This window comes from Vibrio sp. TRT 2004 (assembly GCF_050113735.1).
In the GTDB taxonomy this organism is placed as follows: domain Bacteria; phylum Pseudomonadota; class Gammaproteobacteria; order Enterobacterales; family Vibrionaceae; genus Vibrio.
The window spans coordinates 31,031-49,423 of the sequence record NZ_JBNJOH010000015.1 but is presented as its reverse complement, the minus strand read 5'-3'; the positions used below and the strand labels follow the sequence as shown (position 1 = coordinate 49,423).

The window sequence follows — 18,393 nt, the reverse complement described above, 5'->3', positions numbered from 1 at the left end:
TTATGCTTACTTAGCCAACTCTATCCAGTCGACTTGGCAAGTAAGCAACAACTACCTCTATTCACCGGACTTAACCATATCGAGAATTTTATGAGCTTTCTCAAAATGGTCTAGTTTATGCGTCTGAATCCACCAGGTAGCGGCCTCCATCAACAGCACTGGATCATCATTTTTGTTGGCAAAGAAGGCATAAAATGAAACACCGACATTGTCCCCTTTCTGGTTAATTTTCTTAGTGCAAACCTCGATAATTTTGCCTCGTAATGAGTCTCGCATTGGTCTCTGTCCATTTAGATTACTGTTGCGCAATAACATACAACGAGCGCTCGGTGAGAACAATAAATTACTGTATATTTATACAGCAAAATCAACTCAATACGTAACAAAGGCTCTGCGCTATTCCAAATTTATTCTCGCCACCTAAGATGTAGATTCTATTGTCAGCTGAAATCGCAACCCCGTATGCCACCCCTTGTGACAAGGCACGTTCGCGATACCAGACTTTACCATCAAAACGCCAGATACTATTGCTGTAGTGCTTCGTTAACCCTTTATGCGTATACCATTGGTGGTTGTTGAAGTTATTCTGGCTACCTATAAAATACGCCCCCCCCACCGCAAAGATCTGACCTTGTATTTGGCCACAAAAATGCCCTGCTAATCCTTCATGCTGGCTTTGAATATCAAATATCGAGGCACATAACTTACTGCTGATATGACTTGGTGAGTGAAGCTGGAACTGTTTCGTTTGCAGACTGCGAAGTCCAGGCTTTATCTCTCCCTCAATCAAGGTAACGGTACTTCCTTGCTGCACGATCCCTGCCCCACAATTGGCAGCAAATGGGTTCTTGTCTAATATCGCCCACTTTTCACGAGTTAGGTCAAAAGACCAAATATCCCCATTCCAGCCATAGCCAAAAACCGGGCGAGACATAAACTCATTCAACACACTCTGATGTTTTTCGGGTTGTGACTTTTGATCAATCGATGATAACTTGGCGACGAATGAATCAAACGTTTCTTTGCAGTAACCGCCGAAGAAAACCAGTTCGCCTGTCGGCAAGGTACAAGCAGATGCCCCAAGCAAACCAACCGGTATCTGCGTGTTTAGTTTAGTCCAGAGGTTTCTCTTAGCATCGAAACAATAGGCGTCGTCGAGCACAACAGGCGATTGCTCGTGTTCGCGCTGGCCCGCTCCGGAAAAAACATAAAGTTTGTCGTTACTTACCACATAACAGGCATCATTACGCTCAGTACCCGGAAAGTCGACCGCTTGCTGCCAACCAGATGCTGGTTGCTCTAAGTCATAATAAAACAGCTGTTTTCCTGCACTGCCCAAACCAACATAGAGTCGCTTGCCAAGCAGACCTCCAATGCCATTTTTGATCCCGACAGGCAAAGCTGGAAATGAGTCAATAAGTAACGACATAACTGGTCTCCTGATTAATCCGCAATATCAACGCTTGAGCCATTCCACGCTAGCAGGTATACCTTTTTGCTGGCGCTACGGTCACTCTTTTCTCCACCAGCAATCAGGACCCCAGTACCCGTTGAGAACGACGCACCATAAGCAAGGCCTTCAGGTAATGCATTAACCTGTTGCCATAAACCATTTTGCTGTACATACATCTCGGGATTGAATGCTTTACCAAAGCCGTTGTGAGCGAACATATTTCCGCTTTCAAACGCTGCTTTTGCCCCATGGAAGTTAGCGCCGCCTGCTACGATTATCACCCCGTTACTTTGCCCGGCAAAGGCACCTGCGACTCCTTCCTGAACCGAACTTGTTTTAGGTGCTGGAAGTGAGTGCATACTCTGCCACGGCTGCTGTTGTGAGAACTGATACTGCTTCACTTCTGCGGTTCTCAGACCCGGTTTAATTTCGCCACTAATCAAGGTTGCTTTCGCGCCTTCAGCAACCAGAGCGCTACCGCAGTTTGGCAAATAAGGCGAGGAGCCAAGATCACTCCATTGACCCGTTTCCGGCTTGTAGCTGACGACCTGTCGGTTCCACTTGTAGTCAAGCGGCTTCATGCCCATATAGTCATCGACAATCTTTTGCCACGCTTTAGGCTCAGCGGCTTTGTCGGTGGTCATCACATCATTTAAATACCGATCAAAGTAACCCTTGTTGTAACCACCAAAAAACACCACTTGTTTGCCGTCCGGCGAATAGGAAGAGGCTCCTAACAGTCCCACTGGTGTAGAGGTATTGGCCTGTGACCATGAGTCACTTTCAACATCGTAACGGTATACGCTATCAAACAGGATCGGGGCAGGATCGCTTGAATTGGCTTTACCTGAACCACCAAAAACATAGATTTCATTACCAACGACTGAGGCGGTAGCTCCACTTCTTGCAGGCCCATTAAAGCTCGCTTTCTGCTGCCAACCTTTCGCAATGTTGTTCAGATCCAACATAAAAAAGTCTTGGCCTGCCGAACCCAGTCCGACAAACACTTTGTCGCCAACCTGCGCGCCGATACCACTTTTAATCCCAACAGGTAAATCCGGCCACTGATTCGCCGCACTGGCGTTAGCAGTTAGCAACAGAGAAACAGTAAGCAATGGTGTGTGAATCAGATGATTTTTGATGTTCATTATTGTTATTTCCTTATTGGAAAGTAGTTTGAATAACCGACTTCAGAGTTGGCAATCGGCTCAAACCCTTGTTCCATGTTGGTTAGATTTCATACTAATTATCGATCAATGAAAAAATATTTCTTTGATCAACTTAACAATAAAAAATATTTTCACCAATAGAGAAAATAAAAGCTCACCGAGTAGTGAGCTTTATGTATTTTACTTTAATATCATATAGATACTAGCTGTTCATCAGTGGCAGAACCACTTCTGCAGTTTCCATTACAGACCCAGTATATTCAGGATAAGTATCCAGCAAGGTGTTGATCAGCACATCAACCAATAATAGCGCACCAACTTTAGATGCGAACGCACCACCGGTTAAAGGCCCTTCAGGACGAGCTGCAACGAGAAGTTCGTCAGAAATCGCAGATAAAGGGCTATGGCTGATATTAGTCAGAGCAACCACAGGGACATTACGACGATGTGCCTGACTGGCGGCGTAGATAACTTCTTTGGTAGAGCCAGAGCTAGAAACCGAGAACCACAAATCACCTTCACTGCTGCGCCCAGCACTCATTGCCGCTAAGTGGGTATCTTCATACATGATGGCTTTTTTACCAATACGTACCAAACGGTAAGCCAGGTACCGGCCAACAATGCTTGATGCGCCAACCCCCACACAACCAATAAACTGGGCGTTATGAACCAGTTCGCAAATACGGCTTAATGCTTTTCGATCAATCAACTTAGCAGTATCTTGCAAACTATCTACAGCACTTTGGGCAGATACATCACAGATATCGCCTTCTACCTGAGGCTGATTTTGACTGGCTGTCTGGCTCAAATCCACGGCAAGAGCCATTCTGAAGTCAGAGTATCCTTTGTAGCCCATATCACGACATAGGCGCACTACCGTTGCTTCACTCGTCTGTGTATTGCGAGCAAGCTCAGTAATGGTTTGAAACTGGACATCATGTGCATTTTCAAGCACGTAGTCTGCAACCAGTCTCAATTTTTTACTCAAAGGTTCGATATTTGAACGTAATCGAACCATTAGATTTTTAGGCGAATTCACAACGGCCTCTTCAGATTTATTTGGCTTAGATAAAAGTATCAGACTCAGTGTCTCTTGAACACCAACAATCGAACTATCTCGCTATAATAAACTAATTGAAATCAAACGTTTCAAACTTGTCAGTTATCTTCTGTTTGGCGTCCGGGTCTAACAGAAGCGAAGGTTGATAAAGGCAGGGAGGCTAACCTCCCTGTGGAAGTTAGATAAAGTCAGCGTCGCGCATCTTAGCCATAACATCAGACTTCTGTTTGGCGGTCAGGGCACGAATAGGCTGACGCGGATCGCCAGCGTCAATACCGTGCAGCTGCATTGCGACTTTGCCAGCTGCAACACCACCGTACTCGACCAACACACGGATAATAGCGATAACCTTATCCATCAATGCCGCCACTTCTTCATGCTTACCTTGATTGAAGGCTTCAATAATCTTCAGGTAAAGTGGCGCCGCATAGTTGTAAGTACTACCAACCGCTCCCACAGCACCGACAGCCAAACCGGCAGGAAGGAACTCATCAACACCAAACGGGATATCAAATTTGCCGCCTGAGACACGAACACAACGTTGATACTCGTACAAATCTGCGTTGTTGAATTTAGCACCATACAGGTTCGGAATACGTTGCTCACCCTTGATTAAGAACTGCTCAAGATCCAGATTCACTCCTGACATACCTGAATGGTAGTAGTAGAAACCTTTTGACGGCGCAGCAGCTGCAACCTGAGCGCAGTATTCAACTAAATCATCAACACTGCCTGGTTTAAAGAAGCACGGACCAATCGCTGACGTTGCCAGGATATCTAACGTTTCCGCATGCTCAGTTAAGTTGATGGTATCGACAATACTCAGCGCACCAGTGTGCAGGATAAGATCCAGCTTACCGTCTGCGGCTTTGACCCAACGCTCAGCAATCGCTTTACGTTCTTCTACGGAACAGTGAATGCCTTCACCCGTCGTACCACATACGTAAGCGCCCTTTACCCCTTGCTCGATTAACAGTTGAGCAATTTGATCAATTGCAGCAAAGTTCACCTTGTTGTCCACGGTAAAAGGAGTGTGTGGAGCAGCAATCAGGCCAGTTAGTTTTTTCATCTTAATTACCTTAACTTCAAATTGTCATCACTGTCCGTAACCAAGCATTAGCTCAGGTAACAGCAGAGTAAATTGTGGGAATACAGCAACAAGCGCCAATACGATAAACAGTGGAACCAGTAACGGTAGAACACCGCGAGTCAGAACGTGGAATGGGATATCTCCCACGCGGGATACCACGTAAAGTGCCATGCCCATCGGTGGAGTAAGAATGCCGATCATCAGGTTCAGGATTGCCATTACACCAAAGTGAACTGGGTCAATACCAACCGCCGCAGCAACCGGAACAAGGAATGGAACTAAGAGTAGCAACAGCGCCAATGACTCGATAAAAGTACCAAGGAAGAGTAGTAGCAAGTTGATCAGTAGCAGCAGCACCAACGGGTTTTCACTGATTGTCAGGAAGTAATCAGCCAACATCTGCGGTAACTGTTCACGGGCAACGATCCAACCAAATACAGTCACACCCATTACCATTAGAGCGACAACTGCAGTCGTGTTTACCGTCTCTTTAAGAATCTCAACAAAACCACCCAGGGTAAGCTGCTTGTAAACAACAGTACCAAGGAAAAGCGCATACAGAGAAGAGACTACCGCGGCTTCCGTCGGAGTGAACTTACCTGAAAAGATACCGCCAATGATGATTACCGGAGTAAGCAGTGATAAGAAAGCTTCTTTGAATGACGTCAGCTGCTCTTTTCGAGTCGCGCGAGGCAACGTCATATAGCCACGCTTCTTACAGATGAAGTAACTCATCGTCATTAGCGCGATACAACATAATAGACCGGGAATAGCACCTGCGAGGAATAAAGCGCCGATGGACGTATTGGATACCACTCCGTATATCACCAAAGGGACAGAAGGGGGAACTAATGGACCAATGATACAAGAAGCCGCCGTTAGACCACCGGCAAAGTCATCGTGATATTTTGCATCACGCATGGATTTGATTTCTAACTGCCCTAGGCCACCAGCATCTGCCAATGCTGATCCTGACATACCTGAGAACAACAAGCTTGCCATGATATTTACGTGACCAAGGCTACCTGTTATATGACCGACCATGGATTTAGCAAAATTGAAAATTCGCTCAGTAATGCCGGCGCTGTTCATTAAGTGCCCGGTCAGAACGAAGAAAGGAACGGCCAACAAAGTAAAGTTATCGATACCACCCAGCATCTGCTGAGCAGCGAAATTTATCCCTGTACTATTGGTTAAAACCAAAAATACTAAGGCAACGAAAATAAGAGAAAAACCTACTGGCATTCCTGCAAATAGCAGCCCTAGCCAGCCAAAAATTGAACCCGCCATATGGAATCCCTACCTCTGAGCTATTTGCGAATCTGTGGAAGATACTGATTGGCTGCTGTTGAACAATTGCTTACCAATACCAACCATTTTCTCCAGCTGTCTGAACACCATAAACACGCCACCAATTGGCAAGCTGTAGTTCATCCAACTGCTCGACACTCCAAGCGTGATCAGCTCAAAGAAAGCTGTGCGCTGAACGTGCTGATAACCCAATACAATAATTGCAAAAATCGACACCAGAACCGCGAGCTCAAGCGATAACACTAAGCACAAGCGAGCTTTCTCTGGCAGTTTGTCTGAGAAGAAAGTGATGTTGACATGAGTGCTGCGTTTAATGGCAATGGCACAACCAATCAGCGACATGTACATAAACAGAACCCGGGCGAGTTCTTCACTCCAAAGGGAAGGATCATTGAGCAACCAGCGCGTACCTATCTGCCATGTCAGAACCACTAACAAAGCAGCCATCAAAGGTACGGTAATGATCTCTTCAATATTATTAATTATCTTACGTAACATCTTGAGCTCCATGGCTGGCCTTTACGGCCAGCCCGAACAAACGAAAATAGCTAACGCTACTCTCTTACATAGCCGCGAGTTTCTTAACGATAGGCTGACCCACCTTATCTTCAAACTCAGCATAGAGTGGCTGCATCGCTTCACGGAAAGGCGCTAAATCGGGATAAGTCACGTTAACCCCTTGCTCTTCAAAGAATGAAACCAATTCCGCTTCTTGCTTCTTCACCGACGCTGTATGCGCTTTACCCGCTTTAGCGACTGCTTCTTCTACAATCTTCTTCTCTTTGTCAGACAGTTTTTGCCAAGTGGATTCCGAGATGATCACCATCTGGTCATTGACAATGTGATTGGTCATGGCAAGGTTGCCCTGAACCTCATAGAACTTCATGGTTTTGATGGTTGGTAATGGGTTTTCCTGGCCATCTACCGCATTGGTTTGCAGTGCAAGATACACTTCAGAAAACGCCATTGGTGTTGGCGATGCACCCGACAACTTAGCGTAGTTGAGGTTTGGCTTAGCATTAGGTACCCGTAATTTCAGACCTTTGAAGTCTTCAATTGAATTAAGAGGACGGTTAGAAGTGGTTTCGCGAGTACCGTTGTACCAAGTATCGAGAGCGCGCCAGTTGAACTTGGACAGCATCTCTTCACGGATTCCAATACCATAATCAGAATCGAACATACGGCGTAAGTGTTCGAAATCACGGGCAACATAAGGCAATGTCACGGCTTCAGCACGTGGAATCCAAAGACCCATGCGGCCAAACTCAGCGTAAGTAATATCCAAATCACCCATGCTTAACTGCTGTAGCATCGCGCGGTCATCACCAAGCTGTGCACTCGGATAAAGAGCGAGTTTCAATTCGCCTTTACTCATCTCCTCCATGGTGTCCGCCAAGAGTTTAGCTGAAGCGTACTCCACAGAACCGACTGAGGCTTGCATCCCCATTTTCAGTGTTGTAGCTGCTTGTAGACTAGTGGCACAGCTCAGGGTCAGCAGAGCGAGAGTGATCTTATTGATGGCTTTCATATTGTTCCCTTTTTATACGATTTATACCTGGTTTCACCATTTTCAAAAAAAACTTTTATTTTGTTTGAAAAAAATCTTCGTTATGGATTATTATTGCCATGAAGATTATTTTCAAATTAACTTTTTACAAAATGTGATCGCGGACAAAAATTCGCCAGACATATCAATTGGCACACTGATTGGACGAATTGTGACGGTTTTTTTTCCTTCACTCCGCACTAGCATTACTCAAGTTACGAGGCCCGTTGTGAACACAAAAAGTATAAGTATCAATGAATTAAAGCAGTCTCTGCTCGGTCAAACCGTAGTATCGATACAGCCAGTGGTAGGCAGCCCTTTAGAAAACACCGATTTTATCGTCGCCATGGCGGTTGCAGCTGAACAAGCCGGGGCTAAAGCATTTCGTATCGAGGGTGTAAAAAATGTCAAAGCAGTCTCAGCAGCCGTCAGTGTACCAATTATTGGAATAGTGAAACGTGACTTGCAGGACAGTCCTGTGCGCATCACACCTTTTGCCAGTGACGTTGATGACTTAGCTAACGCTGGGGCAACGATCATCGCATTCGACGCCACTGATCGACCACGTCCTGAAAGCAGAGAACATATCGCTCAAGCCATCAAAAATTCAGGTTGTATCGCAATGGCTGACAGTTCTTGTTTTGAAGATGGTGTTTGGGCTCATCAACAAGGAGTGGAAATAATCGGTTCAACATTATCGGGTTACGTTGGAGAGACTGAACCAACAGAACCAGATTTGCAGTTAGTCAAACAGTTTTCACAAGCTGGATTCTTTACAATGGCAGAAGGACGATACAACACACCTGAGTTAGCGGCTAAAGCCATTGAGTGTGGCGCAACGGCGGTGACGGTCGGTTCTGCTATCACTCGTCTTGAAATCGTCACTCAATGGTTTAACTCAGCCACTCAGGCAGCAGGAGCAAAGGAATGCGCACATTAGCAATCGACATCGGTGGGACAAAAATCGCCTTAGGGCTGGTTGAACAAGGCGTGTTAATTGAGCGTAAACAAATCTCGACACCGGTTGTCAACGATGTCGACCTCTTTGCCCACACTCTACTCACGAGCAGCAGTGATTGGGTAAAAGAGTGTGACAATATCGGGATTTCAACCACAGGTTTAGTGACTGAGCTGGGAATAAGTGCCATTAATCCCGATACCCTCGCCTTTCCCGCTCCCTTTCCTTTAGTTCAGGCTATAGAAAAACACGTAAGACTGCCTGTCCAAATACTGAATGACGCCCAGGCCGCTGCATGGTTCGAATATACTCAGTTGGATGATCAAGTGAAAAACATGGCGTTCATTACTGTATCAACCGGAGTGGGTGGTGGGATTATTATCGATGGGAAATTGCATCAAGGTCAGTCCGGACTCGCTGGACATATAGGACATATGTCAGTATCTCTAACCGGCCCTAAATGTGGCTGTGGTCAAATGGGATGTGTTGAAGCTATCGCTTCCGGAACCGCTATCCAAAGAGCGAGCGAACAACGCTTTTCCTCACCAGTATCAAACATTGAACTGTTCGAACAAGCGCAGACCAATACCGACGCCGAAGTGATCATTGACCAAAGCGCACAAGCCATTGCGCTACTATGCTGTAACTTAAAAGCATGTTTGGATCTCGATGTCATTGTCTTGGGGGGCGGCATCGGGCTGGCAAAGAACTATATTGCTCGTGTCGATCAAGCGATAAAACGTCGTCCAGCGGTATTTCAAGTGCCTGTTGTGGCAGCCAAAGGCGACTATGACGCCTGCTTACTTGGTGCTGCATTTCAGTTTGGAGAGTAAATCATGACGCTTAAAGCGATATCTGCACCACGAATTTTCGATGGAAATCACTACCACTATAATTGCGCCTTAGTCTGGGAGGAAAACCAGATAGCCTCGATACTCCCTATTGGTGAATTGCCTAATGAAATAGAGCATCAACATTTCCCGACGGGTTTAATCGCCCCTGGATTTATTGATATACAAGTTAATGGTGGTGGCGATGTGATGTTCAACAATGACATCACAACACTCGGAATGGCAACCATATGTCAAGCCCATAGAAAACATGGTACTGCCTATTTACTGCCAACACTCATTAGCTCGACACCTGAAAATATTCAACATGCCCTCAACGCCACGCAGCAGGCGATGGAAGAGTCGGTTGCTGGTGTACTGGGTGTTCATTTAGAGGGGCCGTGGTTAAATGAAGAGAAGAAAGGGGCGCACGATGCCAACTTGTTTTACTCACCAACGGTAGAGCAACTCGAATCGTTCCAATGGCCTAAACAAGGCAAGGTTCTGGTCACCGCCGCGATAGAAAATATCGACCTCTCCGCACTACTGTGGATGAAAGAGCATCAGGTTATTCTGTCATGTGGTCACAGCAACGCCAAAGCGGCTCAACTGCCAGATGAAAAACGCTTGCTTATCGATGGTTTTACCCACCTATTTAATGCAATGTCTCCCTTAGAAGGTCGCGAGCCGGGCGTGGTTGGTACAGCACTCTACTCAGATCATAGCTGGTGCTCGATCATTACTGATGGGATCCATGTTCATCCTCAAAACGTAATGCTTGCTCTCAAGGCGAAGCCACAAGGGAAACTGCTGATCGTTACGGATGCAATGGCGACAGTGGGTAGCAAAACCAATCAGTTTGTTCTCGATGGAGAAACGATCAAGGTAGTTAACAATAAACTGGTTAACAGTCGAGGCAGTTTGGCGGGAGCCCATATTGGCATGGATCAATCTGTGGCGAATGTCATCCGATGGGGAATTGACGAAGAAGAAGCGTTAAAAATGGCCGCAACCTACCCAGCTCAAGCGCTTCATTGCGACGATCTTGGAATGCTCCAGCCCCATTTCCGTGCAGCTGCAACCATACTGGATGACGACTACCAAAGCCAGGCCGTAATGGTTGATGGGATACTCTATCAATAGTGAGTCAGGAGGGACTCTCCTCCTTGGCTCTGTTCAACTCCCATCAGGCTCTAACCGACACTTTTCAGCGCACTACATTGTCGACAGCAAGTCTACTATTTTCCTATATCTTCTTGATTAAACGGGGCTTTGATTTAACAATAGCACCAATGATAAGGAGAATAGAATGTCAGACAAAATCTCTACCACCGCCTTGGCAAAACAACGTGAAATGGATGCTAAGAAGCTGTTTAGCGACCTTAAAGTTGCAGGCTATATCAATCGCTCAGATGATGGCTGGGTTCTGACAGAGCTTGGGATTAAATTTGGTGGTGAGTACATCGATCATACTAAATTTGGCCAGTTTATTGTTTGGCCAGAAAACCTCCTTATCGATTCCACCGCCACCAGCGGTAAAACCATGAGCGCCACCCAAATTGGTCAACGCTTTTCTCTCAACGCGAAAAAGGTCAATCAGTTACTACAGGAATTGGGTTGGATCACCAAAGGCGACAATGGCTGGCATGTCACTGCGTCTGGTCTCACTGTAGGCGGTTATCAGCGCGAAGACAAAGAGCGTGAACAACACTTTGTCGTTTGGCATGACTCGATTGTTCGCAACAAACGTTTGAGACAGTCAGTTATTGAGTTCTCAGGACAAGATGCCCAAGCGCACGCTACGGACAAATCGTTGTCGAGTTTCAGGCAAAAGTTCGAAGCTAAGCATCGCACGCTAGACGGGCACTATGTGCGCTCTAAAGCAGAACTGATCATCGATAATTGGCTTTACATGAATGGTGTCGTCCATGCCTATGACCGTCAGCTACCGATTGAACAAGATGTACTGAGTGATTTTTATCTGCCAACCGGAAAAGTCTATCTTCAATATTGGGGTGACGACAACGCGACAACTCCAGAAAAACAGCAGCATAAAATTAGAGCCATCTATGAGGAGCATCATTTTGCACTAATAGAGGTGTTCCCTGATGAGATAGACAAGCTGGACGAAGTGCTGCCAGCTAAACTAAAACCTTTTGGTATCAAGGCGTATTAATCGTCGTTCACTGTACCTACGACAAGATCGCAGCCAAGTACTTTTCGTTCGATATTTATGGCGAAGAGCGATAAGTCGAGTAAACAAAAAGAGGCCATTTGGCCTCTTTTTACTGTTTAGACTTTGCGTTTCGATACTTAACCATCACTTCGCTGTCAGGTTGGTAGTGCGCGATCAACTGATCAAGCACACCCTCATTCTTCAACTGCGCAAAACTCTCGCGCAAGGCATCGACCACCAGAGGTGAGGTGTTGTTTCCCGTCACCAACCATAAATCCTTGCAAAGCTTGTCGACCCGAATAACCTCAACAAATTCGTTTGGATTAAAACCATACTGTTCCATACGGTAGTAATAGCTCGACGTCACCAATGGCGCAAAGTCGACACGATGAGCACGCAACAGCTTAATGGCAACCTTGCCATAATTGACAGGAATAATATTGCCAAACCCTTCATCTTTTAACACTTCTTCGAACGAGCTACCTACCTGCGCGGCAAAGCTATGGTTTCTCAGTTCCGTCAGGGAGGTAGGAACAACAGATGGACCTTCGATATGACGATAAACTGCAACTTCATAGGGAGACACTGCCCCTATCCATTGAAACTGTTCTTCCCTATTGGGTGTGCGCGAAAGAGAGAAAAACAACACATTGTCACTCTCTTGAGTCGTACGAATAGCTCGCTTCCACGGAACAAAATGGACGGCACCGATTTCCATCTCGACACTTTTTGATGCGTGTTCGACTAAGGCTTCGACAAATTTGACCACATATCCCTCAGGCTTGTTGTCGACTTGTACTTGCAGCGGAGGAAACTCCTGAGTATAGAGATCCAATTTGATGGGTTCGGCAAATGAGCCAGTACTTATTACTGCACTGAATAAGGCAAGAGATGAATAAAATGTGTGAGTCAATCGCGGCAACATATCCAGTATTATTCTTCCGTGGGCTGGTCAGCGAACGCAGCTACTATAATCAATTCATTCGTCAAATCAATCTGTTATTTGCATATTTTCTGGTCAACACGGAAAAATATCCACTGCTCAGATTTGGCGATAAAAAAACAGAAAAGATCCCATTAGGGATCTTTTCTTCAATGACGCCATCAACAGGCTAATTGCTACTTAGAGTATCTTGCTAACGCAGCCTGCTCTTTCGGCACCACTGTTTTACCAATTGGCGCGAGTGAAATGTACGCCAACTTTAAGTGTTGGAGCGCGAAAGGAATACCAATGATGGTAATAAAACAGGCCACTGCGGACATGATATGGCCTATCGCCAACCAAATACCGGCGAAAACAAACCAGATGATATTACCCACCAGTCCCAACGGGCTGGTACCTATATCTGTCTCATTAGTCAGCTCATCACGAGCGATAGCTTCTTGCCCAAACGGGAAGAAAGAGAAGTTGCCCATAACGAAACACGCTCGTCCCCAAGGGATGCCAATAATACTGATAAACGCCAGCAATCCAAAAAACCACCACATTAAACCCATGACGATACCACCGCACAGGAACCAAATTATGTTTCCAAGTGTTCTTAACACTGACTCTCTCCTTTGTGAAAAACCTTAGCCACTGAGCAATCATCGTACTTCAGTACTAGGAAGGGTGTATAAAATGAGCTTGAACGTGCCTTCCTTACTAGCGACCAGTATCAGGATCGTTCCTTAACCTAACATGAACAGTTTAAGACAAACCCTGCCAGACTGCGGTTGCGCCGCTGATACTACACAACAATAGCGCACCAAAACGAATTTTCTCTTTTGGCAATGAGTGAGTCGTCAACTGAGCGAGCTTGTAACCGATCCAAGCTGCTGGGATGAGTGGCACGCTGATCCAGAGGTGATGGAGTGTCAAAAACCCTGCCGGCATTTGAATAAGCAATGAGATAAACGAACTAAAGACAAAAAACGCAGAAAGATTGCCTCGTAGTTGATTCGCTTCCTGATGTTGCAGCAATAATGCCATTGGAGGGCCGCCTATCGCTGAACTCGTGCCAAAAAAACCAGAGAAAAAGCCAGCGACGCCCATTCGCATTGGCGTCGGCTCGATACGGAATGGGAGCAGGCTCACCACCACCGCGAACAACACCAATAACCCGAGCCAGAGTGTCATCACATCAGTGGACACCATGACTAACAATACGCCACCAGCAATAGAACCCGGAACTCGCCCTATCAACGCCATTTTTAGACCACCAATCTCGACACTCGCACGATGTTTAAGTGCATTGAGTATTGAAATAAACAGAGCCACCAAACAGATAGGCGCGGGGACATAATCAGGTGAAACTAAAATCAACAGTGGCGCAGCAACAATCGCTAAACCAAATCCTATCGCCGTTTGAACAAACGACCCCAAAAAGATAAGAAAAGCAGCAATCAATGCCTCTGACGAGACCCATTCAGCGAACATATAAATAACAAAGATGAGAATTAGAATGAGTCCATCATAATCGAAGTTTGATTAAAACGGACTCACTATTTTCATTTATTACGCAACGGCATAACGTTGTACTGGCTTATCATTAATTGGCAGATGAATCAGCGCCGCAGCAAAAGCCAATACCACAGTCGACCACCAGATTGGCTCATAGGATCCGTAGTAATCGTAAATACGGCCACCAGCCCAAGCCCCCAAAAAACTCCCTACTTGGTGAGTAAAAAATACCAAGCCGTACAGGGTGGAGAGATATTTGGCTCCAAAGATCTGGCGCACTAGCCCCGACGTCAAAGGCACGGTTCCCAACCAACAAAAGCCAATTGCCCCACCAAATATAACGGCAGTATGTTCAGTAACAGGCAAGGTTACAAAAGCTCCGATCACCAAGGTACGCATGATGTACAGCGCAGCCATTACATGACGCTTATTAAATCGGTCACCCATTACTCCCCAAAAATAGGAGCCAAAGATGTTAAATATACCCACGTACGCCAAAGCCATTGCGGCTGCGGAAGCCGGTAATTGCTTGTCAGCAAGGTAGCTTGGCAGGTGAGTGGCGATAAACATAACGTGAAAACCACAAACAAAGAAGCCAAGGTGGATCAACCAATACCCCTTGTGAGAAAACGCCTCTTGCAATGCTTGTTTCAGCGTCTGATTCTCTTCAACACTGCCGACGGACGTAGCTTGCTTCGGCGTACTGTTTTTCATAAACAGTGCAAACGCGATCATAGTGCTACACAAAAGAGCGAAAGCTTGAAGCGCGGTTTGCCAACCAAAATCCGTTAGCAAAGCTTGTGCTCCTGGAATCATGGCAAACATACCAAATGAACCCGCCGCCGTAGTCAGGCCAAACGCTTTAGCGGCATGTTCAGCAGGCACGACTTTGGCGACAGCCCCCAAAACAATCACATAACTGGTTGCGCTTAAACCTAAGCCCACCAATACCCCAAGAGAAAGGTAAAGCAAGCTAGGCTCCATAGCGATAGAGGTCAGGTATAAACCTAAGCCATAGGCGATGGCACCAAGGATAATGATGCGCTTAGCACCATATCGATCTGATGCCATGCCAACAACCGGTTGAAACACGCCAAATAATAGGTTTTGCAACGCAATAGCAAAACTAAAAAATTCGCGTCCTGTCTGAAAATGTTCAGAAATTGGCATCATAAAGATACCGAAAGATTGTCTAATCCCTAGACAGATAATCAGAATGGCAATACCTAGCCAAACCATAACGGGAAATCGAAAAATACTCATCGCAGTACCTTAGTGATGATGATCATGAGAATGGCTGGCTTGATCGCCTAACGTCTGGTGGCAACCACTATCAACGGCTTGTTGTGCCAACAGATCCAACAAAGTTGGAGAGTGGTGAACAACAATCAGGGACAGTATTAGCAACAAGCTCATTCTCACAAGCTGAGCGAAAAGTGATTGAGAAAACATGATTCAAATTCTCAGCGTGGGTTTAACAAAGAGCGCGAAGTGTAAGGATCGACGCGCAATGACTCAAATGACATTTGGTCAATTCCACTATGCATTGGCTGCATGTTTACTGCTGTTCAACCAAGCAGGGAACAAGTTCAAACCCTTCATCTAGCCAACCCGTAACACCACCAATCATTTTCTTGACCGGCCGTCCTAACTTAGCCAATCGTATCGCTGCTTTTTCCGTCCCATTGCAGTGTGGTCCTGCACAATAGACCACAAACAACGTCTCTGATGGAAACTCAGCCAAGCGCTTCTCATTGAGCCTTGGATGCGGAATGTTGATCGCCCCGTCCACATGCCCTTGTTCAAACAGCACTTCAGCTCTGACATCGACTAAGACAAAATCCTGTAATCCATTGGTCAACGCGTGGTGCACATCCCAGCAATCTGTTTCAAACTTTAGTCGTTGCTCAAAATGAGCCAACGCCTCTTGGCTGTTCGCCGCCGCCACTCTTGATACTGCACTCGACATATTACGTACTCCTTGTGTGATTGATGACAATACTATCTTGCCGTCAAATCGTAACAGGTGACATTGGCGTAAAAGACAGTTATCGTTAATTTTCAGCCAAGCTGGTTATCTCAAGGAATGAAGATGAAAAAAGTCGCGATCCTCGCCCATACACATGTCACTCTGTTCGAAATGTCGTGTGCGATAGAATTGTTTGCTCTACCAAGACCTGAGTTCGAAAACTGGTACCAGACGGACGTTGTCAATTTACAAGACTGCGACATTCAGACCACTGGAAACTTGCTGTTTCGCGCTCTATACGTTGAATCTCTGCAATCTTACGACACGCTGATCATTCCTGGATGGCCCACTTGGGATTACCCGATTCCTGATAGAATCAAACGACAAATCACCTTGTTCATACAAGAAGGTAAGCAAGTACTCACACTATGTTCTGGCTCATTCTTACTAGCACGATTAGGTTTGCTTGATGGAAAAACAGCAACCACACATTGGATGTACGAGCAGAAGTTTCGCCAGCAATTCCCTCTTGTTCACTATCAGCCAGATGTGCTTTACGTCTTTGACGACAACATTGGATGTTCTGCGGGAAGTGCGGCAGCACTCGACCTTGGCCTCGCTGTAATTCGTAACGACTACGGCTATAACATTGCCAATCAAGTGGCAAAGCGACTGGTGATCTCCGCTCACCGTTTAGGTGGACAAGCACAGTTCGTCGAAACCCCTATGTTAGAAGTACCCAATCAGTTTTCAGCCGCAATCGACTGGGCCAATAGTCAGCTTGATAGAAGCATCACGGTTGACACCCTAGCTGACAAAGCCAATATGTCACGACGCACTTTTGACCGTAAGTTTCGCGCCAGCTTCAACCTATCGCCTAAAGAGTGGCTAACTCAACAACGTATCGAGCGAGCAAAAGGACTGTTGGAGGGAGAAGCACATTCAATCGAGCGACTCGCGAACATGTCTGGATTTGAAAATGCGACGACCTTACGCCATCACTTCCGTCGTCTTGTTGGAGTGTCACCACAACAGTATCGAGCACAGTTCAATGGCAAGTAGCAGCCACTAAGTCCTCTGTCGCGTGTTCAATTGAAGTAAATCAACTCAGAGTGGACTGGGTTACCAAGATTGGCGTATTGAAGAGATTGCCCTCAGGCGGCAGAGTTTCTCACTCAGTTCATTATCAAAGGGAGTGGCGTTAAGCGTATGGGCATTAAAAAACCAGCTGAAAGAGGCTGGTTTTTTCCTTTAGCGTCCGTGCGGCTTAACGTGATTCAAGTGGGTATGAACGATAGCTCCACATACCATATGTTCTTAAAGCGTCGCGATAGATTCCAAGGAGTTCACTGTTGCTCGCTTGTTCAAGCTCTTTAAGTGGCTTGTCTGGGTAACTGACCGTATCAAAAGTAATGTCTTGTGGCCCAGTCTGCCAACTAGCAATCTCAAATAGAGTTTGACCACGGCGAACGTGACTCGCGGAGCTAATAATAGTCGCATGCTGAATATTGTGGCGCGCTAGTGCATAGCTACTAAAGAGCGCATTACCCACCGTGCTGGTCGCGTAATTTTCTTCAATAATTCGTTCTTTCTTGATGCCTTTTTCAATTAACCAGTCAGCCATTAGCTTACCTTCAGTCTTATGATTTTTAGGCACGCCACCGGTCAATATAATTAAGGCGTCTGGGTTGTCCTTCGCCATTTGTAATGTCGTTTCTAGGCGCTCGATAAGTATCTGATGCATAGAGCCATCTGGGTTCAATGCATAACCTAATGTGACAATAGCACCATGATCACCTAGTTGACCTTTGTTGGCTTGTTTTTTAAGCGGGGTAGCTAACACGCGATCAACGGTTGCAAAGATTCGCTTTATGTCTGATGCTTTGCCTGCATTTAACTTAGCGAGTGTCTCCATGTGCTTCTCTGACTCAGCTTGGTTGTTGTTAAAGCGCTGCCAAACCGCAAGGTAAGCGTGCAAGTCGACGTCTTGTGGCGCAACGGATAGCGCTTGTTCAAATAGCTCAATCGCTTTATCTACATTCTTGTTGTAGATCTGCGCATTCGCTGCCGAGATAAGCAAATCAGTACGGTACGGTTCCAGTTGGTAAGCTTCTAGTAAACGGTCAGTGACGGTTTCCATATTGCTTGGCATTTTGGCGGTAAACCCAGCATGAGAAATACGGGCTGGGGATTTAAACGCCTGTACTGCGTCATTGAGTAGTTGGTCTACAACTTGGCGTTTAGTGATGAGTTGGGCGTAGTCACTGTCAGAGACAATTGCTCTATCATTAGCAGCAAAAGTGTGGGGGGCAGAAGCTAAGCAAATGACGCTACCAAGAGCAAGGGCAAGGAGTTGTTTCTTCATAGAGAAATCCTAGTTTTTATTTT

The 18,393-nt window shown here is 46.0% G+C and carries 21 protein-coding genes; 6 read left to right on the top strand and 15 right to left on the bottom strand.

The genetic code is table 11. The features are described from left to right. Positions 1 to 57 precede the first annotated feature (57 nt). The 8 genes from ACQEXR_RS08515 to ACQEXR_RS08480 all read right to left on the bottom strand — a co-directional run bounded on the left by ACQEXR_RS08515 (position 58) and on the right by ACQEXR_RS08480 (position 7,611). Complete coding sequence (locus ACQEXR_RS08515; protein ID WP_426952148.1) at positions 58 to 276, bottom strand: DUF6500 family protein; 219 nt, start codon at positions 274 to 276, stop codon at positions 58 to 60. Between the two features lie 91 nt (positions 277 to 367). Then, positions 368 to 1,429: a YjhT family mutarotase gene (locus ACQEXR_RS08510; RefSeq protein ID WP_427020125.1), complete on the bottom strand. Its 1,062-nt coding sequence runs from the start codon at positions 1,427 to 1,429 to the stop codon at positions 368 to 370. Between the two features lie 14 nt (positions 1,430 to 1,443). After that, positions 1,444 to 2,601: an N-acetylneuraminate epimerase gene (locus tag ACQEXR_RS08505; RefSeq protein WP_427020124.1), complete on the bottom strand. Its 1,158-nt coding sequence runs from the start codon at positions 2,599 to 2,601 to the stop codon at positions 1,444 to 1,446. A gap of 223 nt (positions 2,602 to 2,824) precedes the next feature. Next, positions 2,825 to 3,661 (bottom strand): MurR/RpiR family transcriptional regulator, encoded by an 837-nt coding sequence (locus ACQEXR_RS08500; RefSeq protein WP_426952144.1) that lies wholly within the window; start codon positions 3,659 to 3,661, stop codon positions 2,825 to 2,827. A gap of 199 nt (positions 3,662 to 3,860) precedes the next feature. Further along, a complete protein-coding gene (locus ACQEXR_RS08495; protein WP_239943410.1) occupies positions 3,861 to 4,751 on the bottom strand; it encodes a dihydrodipicolinate synthase family protein in 891 nt (296 codons plus the stop codon). Between the two features lie 27 nt (positions 4,752 to 4,778). Further along, positions 4,779 to 6,062 (bottom strand): sialic acid TRAP transporter large permease SiaM, encoded by a 1,284-nt coding sequence (gene siaM, locus ACQEXR_RS08490; RefSeq protein WP_331416820.1) that lies wholly within the window; start codon positions 6,060 to 6,062, stop codon positions 4,779 to 4,781. Between the two features lie 9 nt (positions 6,063 to 6,071). Beyond that, positions 6,072 to 6,581: a TRAP transporter small permease gene (locus tag ACQEXR_RS08485; protein WP_427020123.1), complete on the bottom strand. Its 510-nt coding sequence runs from the start codon at positions 6,579 to 6,581 to the stop codon at positions 6,072 to 6,074. A 64-nt stretch (positions 6,582 to 6,645) separates the two neighbouring features. Then, complete coding sequence (locus ACQEXR_RS08480) at positions 6,646 to 7,611, bottom strand: sialic acid TRAP transporter substrate-binding protein SiaP (RefSeq protein WP_427020122.1); 966 nt, start codon at positions 7,609 to 7,611, stop codon at positions 6,646 to 6,648. A gap of 247 nt (positions 7,612 to 7,858) precedes the next feature. On the opposite strand from ACQEXR_RS08480, the gene ACQEXR_RS08475 reads away from it, so the two are divergent. The 4 genes from ACQEXR_RS08475 to ACQEXR_RS08460 all read left to right on the top strand — a co-directional run bounded on the left by ACQEXR_RS08475 (position 7,859) and on the right by ACQEXR_RS08460 (position 11,593). Beyond that, the gene (locus tag ACQEXR_RS08475; protein ID WP_427020121.1) at positions 7,859 to 8,569 is read left to right on the top strand and encodes a putative N-acetylmannosamine-6-phosphate 2-epimerase; all 711 of its coding nucleotides are present in this window, start codon (positions 7,859 to 7,861) and stop codon (positions 8,567 to 8,569) included. Beyond that, a complete protein-coding gene (locus ACQEXR_RS08470; RefSeq protein ID WP_427020120.1) occupies positions 8,557 to 9,420 on the top strand; it encodes an N-acetylmannosamine kinase in 864 nt (287 codons plus the stop codon). The genes ACQEXR_RS08475 and ACQEXR_RS08470 overlap by 13 nt, the downstream gene beginning before the upstream one ends. A gap of 3 nt (positions 9,421 to 9,423) precedes the next feature. Next, positions 9,424 to 10,560, top strand: a complete 1,137-nt coding sequence (gene nagA, locus ACQEXR_RS08465; RefSeq protein ID WP_427020119.1) for an N-acetylglucosamine-6-phosphate deacetylase — start codon at positions 9,424 to 9,426, stop codon at positions 10,558 to 10,560. A 166-nt stretch (positions 10,561 to 10,726) separates the two neighbouring features. Next, positions 10,727 to 11,593 (top strand): glycerol kinase, encoded by an 867-nt coding sequence (locus ACQEXR_RS08460; protein WP_426952136.1) that lies wholly within the window; start codon positions 10,727 to 10,729, stop codon positions 11,591 to 11,593. Between the two features lie 109 nt (positions 11,594 to 11,702). Here ACQEXR_RS08460 and ACQEXR_RS08455 read toward each other — a convergent pair whose 3' ends face one another. Continuing rightward, the gene (locus tag ACQEXR_RS08455; protein WP_427020118.1) at positions 11,703 to 12,506 is read right to left on the bottom strand and encodes a substrate-binding periplasmic protein; all 804 of its coding nucleotides are present in this window, start codon (positions 12,504 to 12,506) and stop codon (positions 11,703 to 11,705) included. Here ACQEXR_RS08455 and ACQEXR_RS08450 point away from each other — a divergent pair. Next, entirely contained in the window at positions 12,494 to 12,709 is a 216-nt protein-coding gene (locus tag ACQEXR_RS08450) for a hypothetical protein (RefSeq protein WP_427020117.1), read from the top strand. The two genes, ACQEXR_RS08455 and ACQEXR_RS08450, sit on opposite strands and share 13 nt — an antisense overlap. 3 nt (positions 12,710 to 12,712) lie before the next feature. Here ACQEXR_RS08450 and ACQEXR_RS08445 read toward each other — a convergent pair whose 3' ends face one another. From ACQEXR_RS08445 to ACQEXR_RS08425, 5 genes are all read right to left on the bottom strand, one after another. Continuing rightward, entirely contained in the window at positions 12,713 to 13,141 is a 429-nt protein-coding gene (locus ACQEXR_RS08445; protein WP_138972674.1) for a YccF domain-containing protein, read from the bottom strand. A gap of 142 nt (positions 13,142 to 13,283) precedes the next feature. After that, positions 13,284 to 14,012: a sulfite exporter TauE/SafE family protein gene (locus ACQEXR_RS08440; protein ID WP_269375809.1), complete on the bottom strand. Its 729-nt coding sequence runs from the start codon at positions 14,010 to 14,012 to the stop codon at positions 13,284 to 13,286. A 78-nt stretch (positions 14,013 to 14,090) separates the two neighbouring features. After that, entirely contained in the window at positions 14,091 to 15,299 is a 1,209-nt protein-coding gene (locus tag ACQEXR_RS08435) for an MFS transporter (protein WP_426952134.1), read from the bottom strand. 9 nt (positions 15,300 to 15,308) lie between these two features. Beyond that, entirely contained in the window at positions 15,309 to 15,488 is a 180-nt protein-coding gene (locus ACQEXR_RS08430) for a hypothetical protein (protein ID WP_138972671.1), read from the bottom strand. A gap of 106 nt (positions 15,489 to 15,594) precedes the next feature. Beyond that, entirely contained in the window at positions 15,595 to 16,005 is a 411-nt protein-coding gene (locus ACQEXR_RS08425) for a rhodanese-like domain-containing protein (protein ID WP_138972670.1), read from the bottom strand. 123 nt (positions 16,006 to 16,128) lie between these two features. Between ACQEXR_RS08425 and ACQEXR_RS08420 the strand changes: the two genes are divergently transcribed. Further along, the gene (locus ACQEXR_RS08420; protein WP_427020116.1) at positions 16,129 to 17,067 is read left to right on the top strand and encodes a helix-turn-helix domain-containing protein; all 939 of its coding nucleotides are present in this window, start codon (positions 16,129 to 16,131) and stop codon (positions 17,065 to 17,067) included. Positions 17,068 to 17,272: 205 nt separating this feature from the next. Here the strand turns inward: ACQEXR_RS08420 and ACQEXR_RS08415 are convergent, their stop codons facing one another. Then, positions 17,273 to 18,370, bottom strand: a complete 1,098-nt coding sequence (locus ACQEXR_RS08415) for an ElyC/SanA/YdcF family protein (RefSeq protein WP_427020115.1) — start codon at positions 18,368 to 18,370, stop codon at positions 17,273 to 17,275. Positions 18,371 to 18,393: the final 23 nt, after the last annotated feature.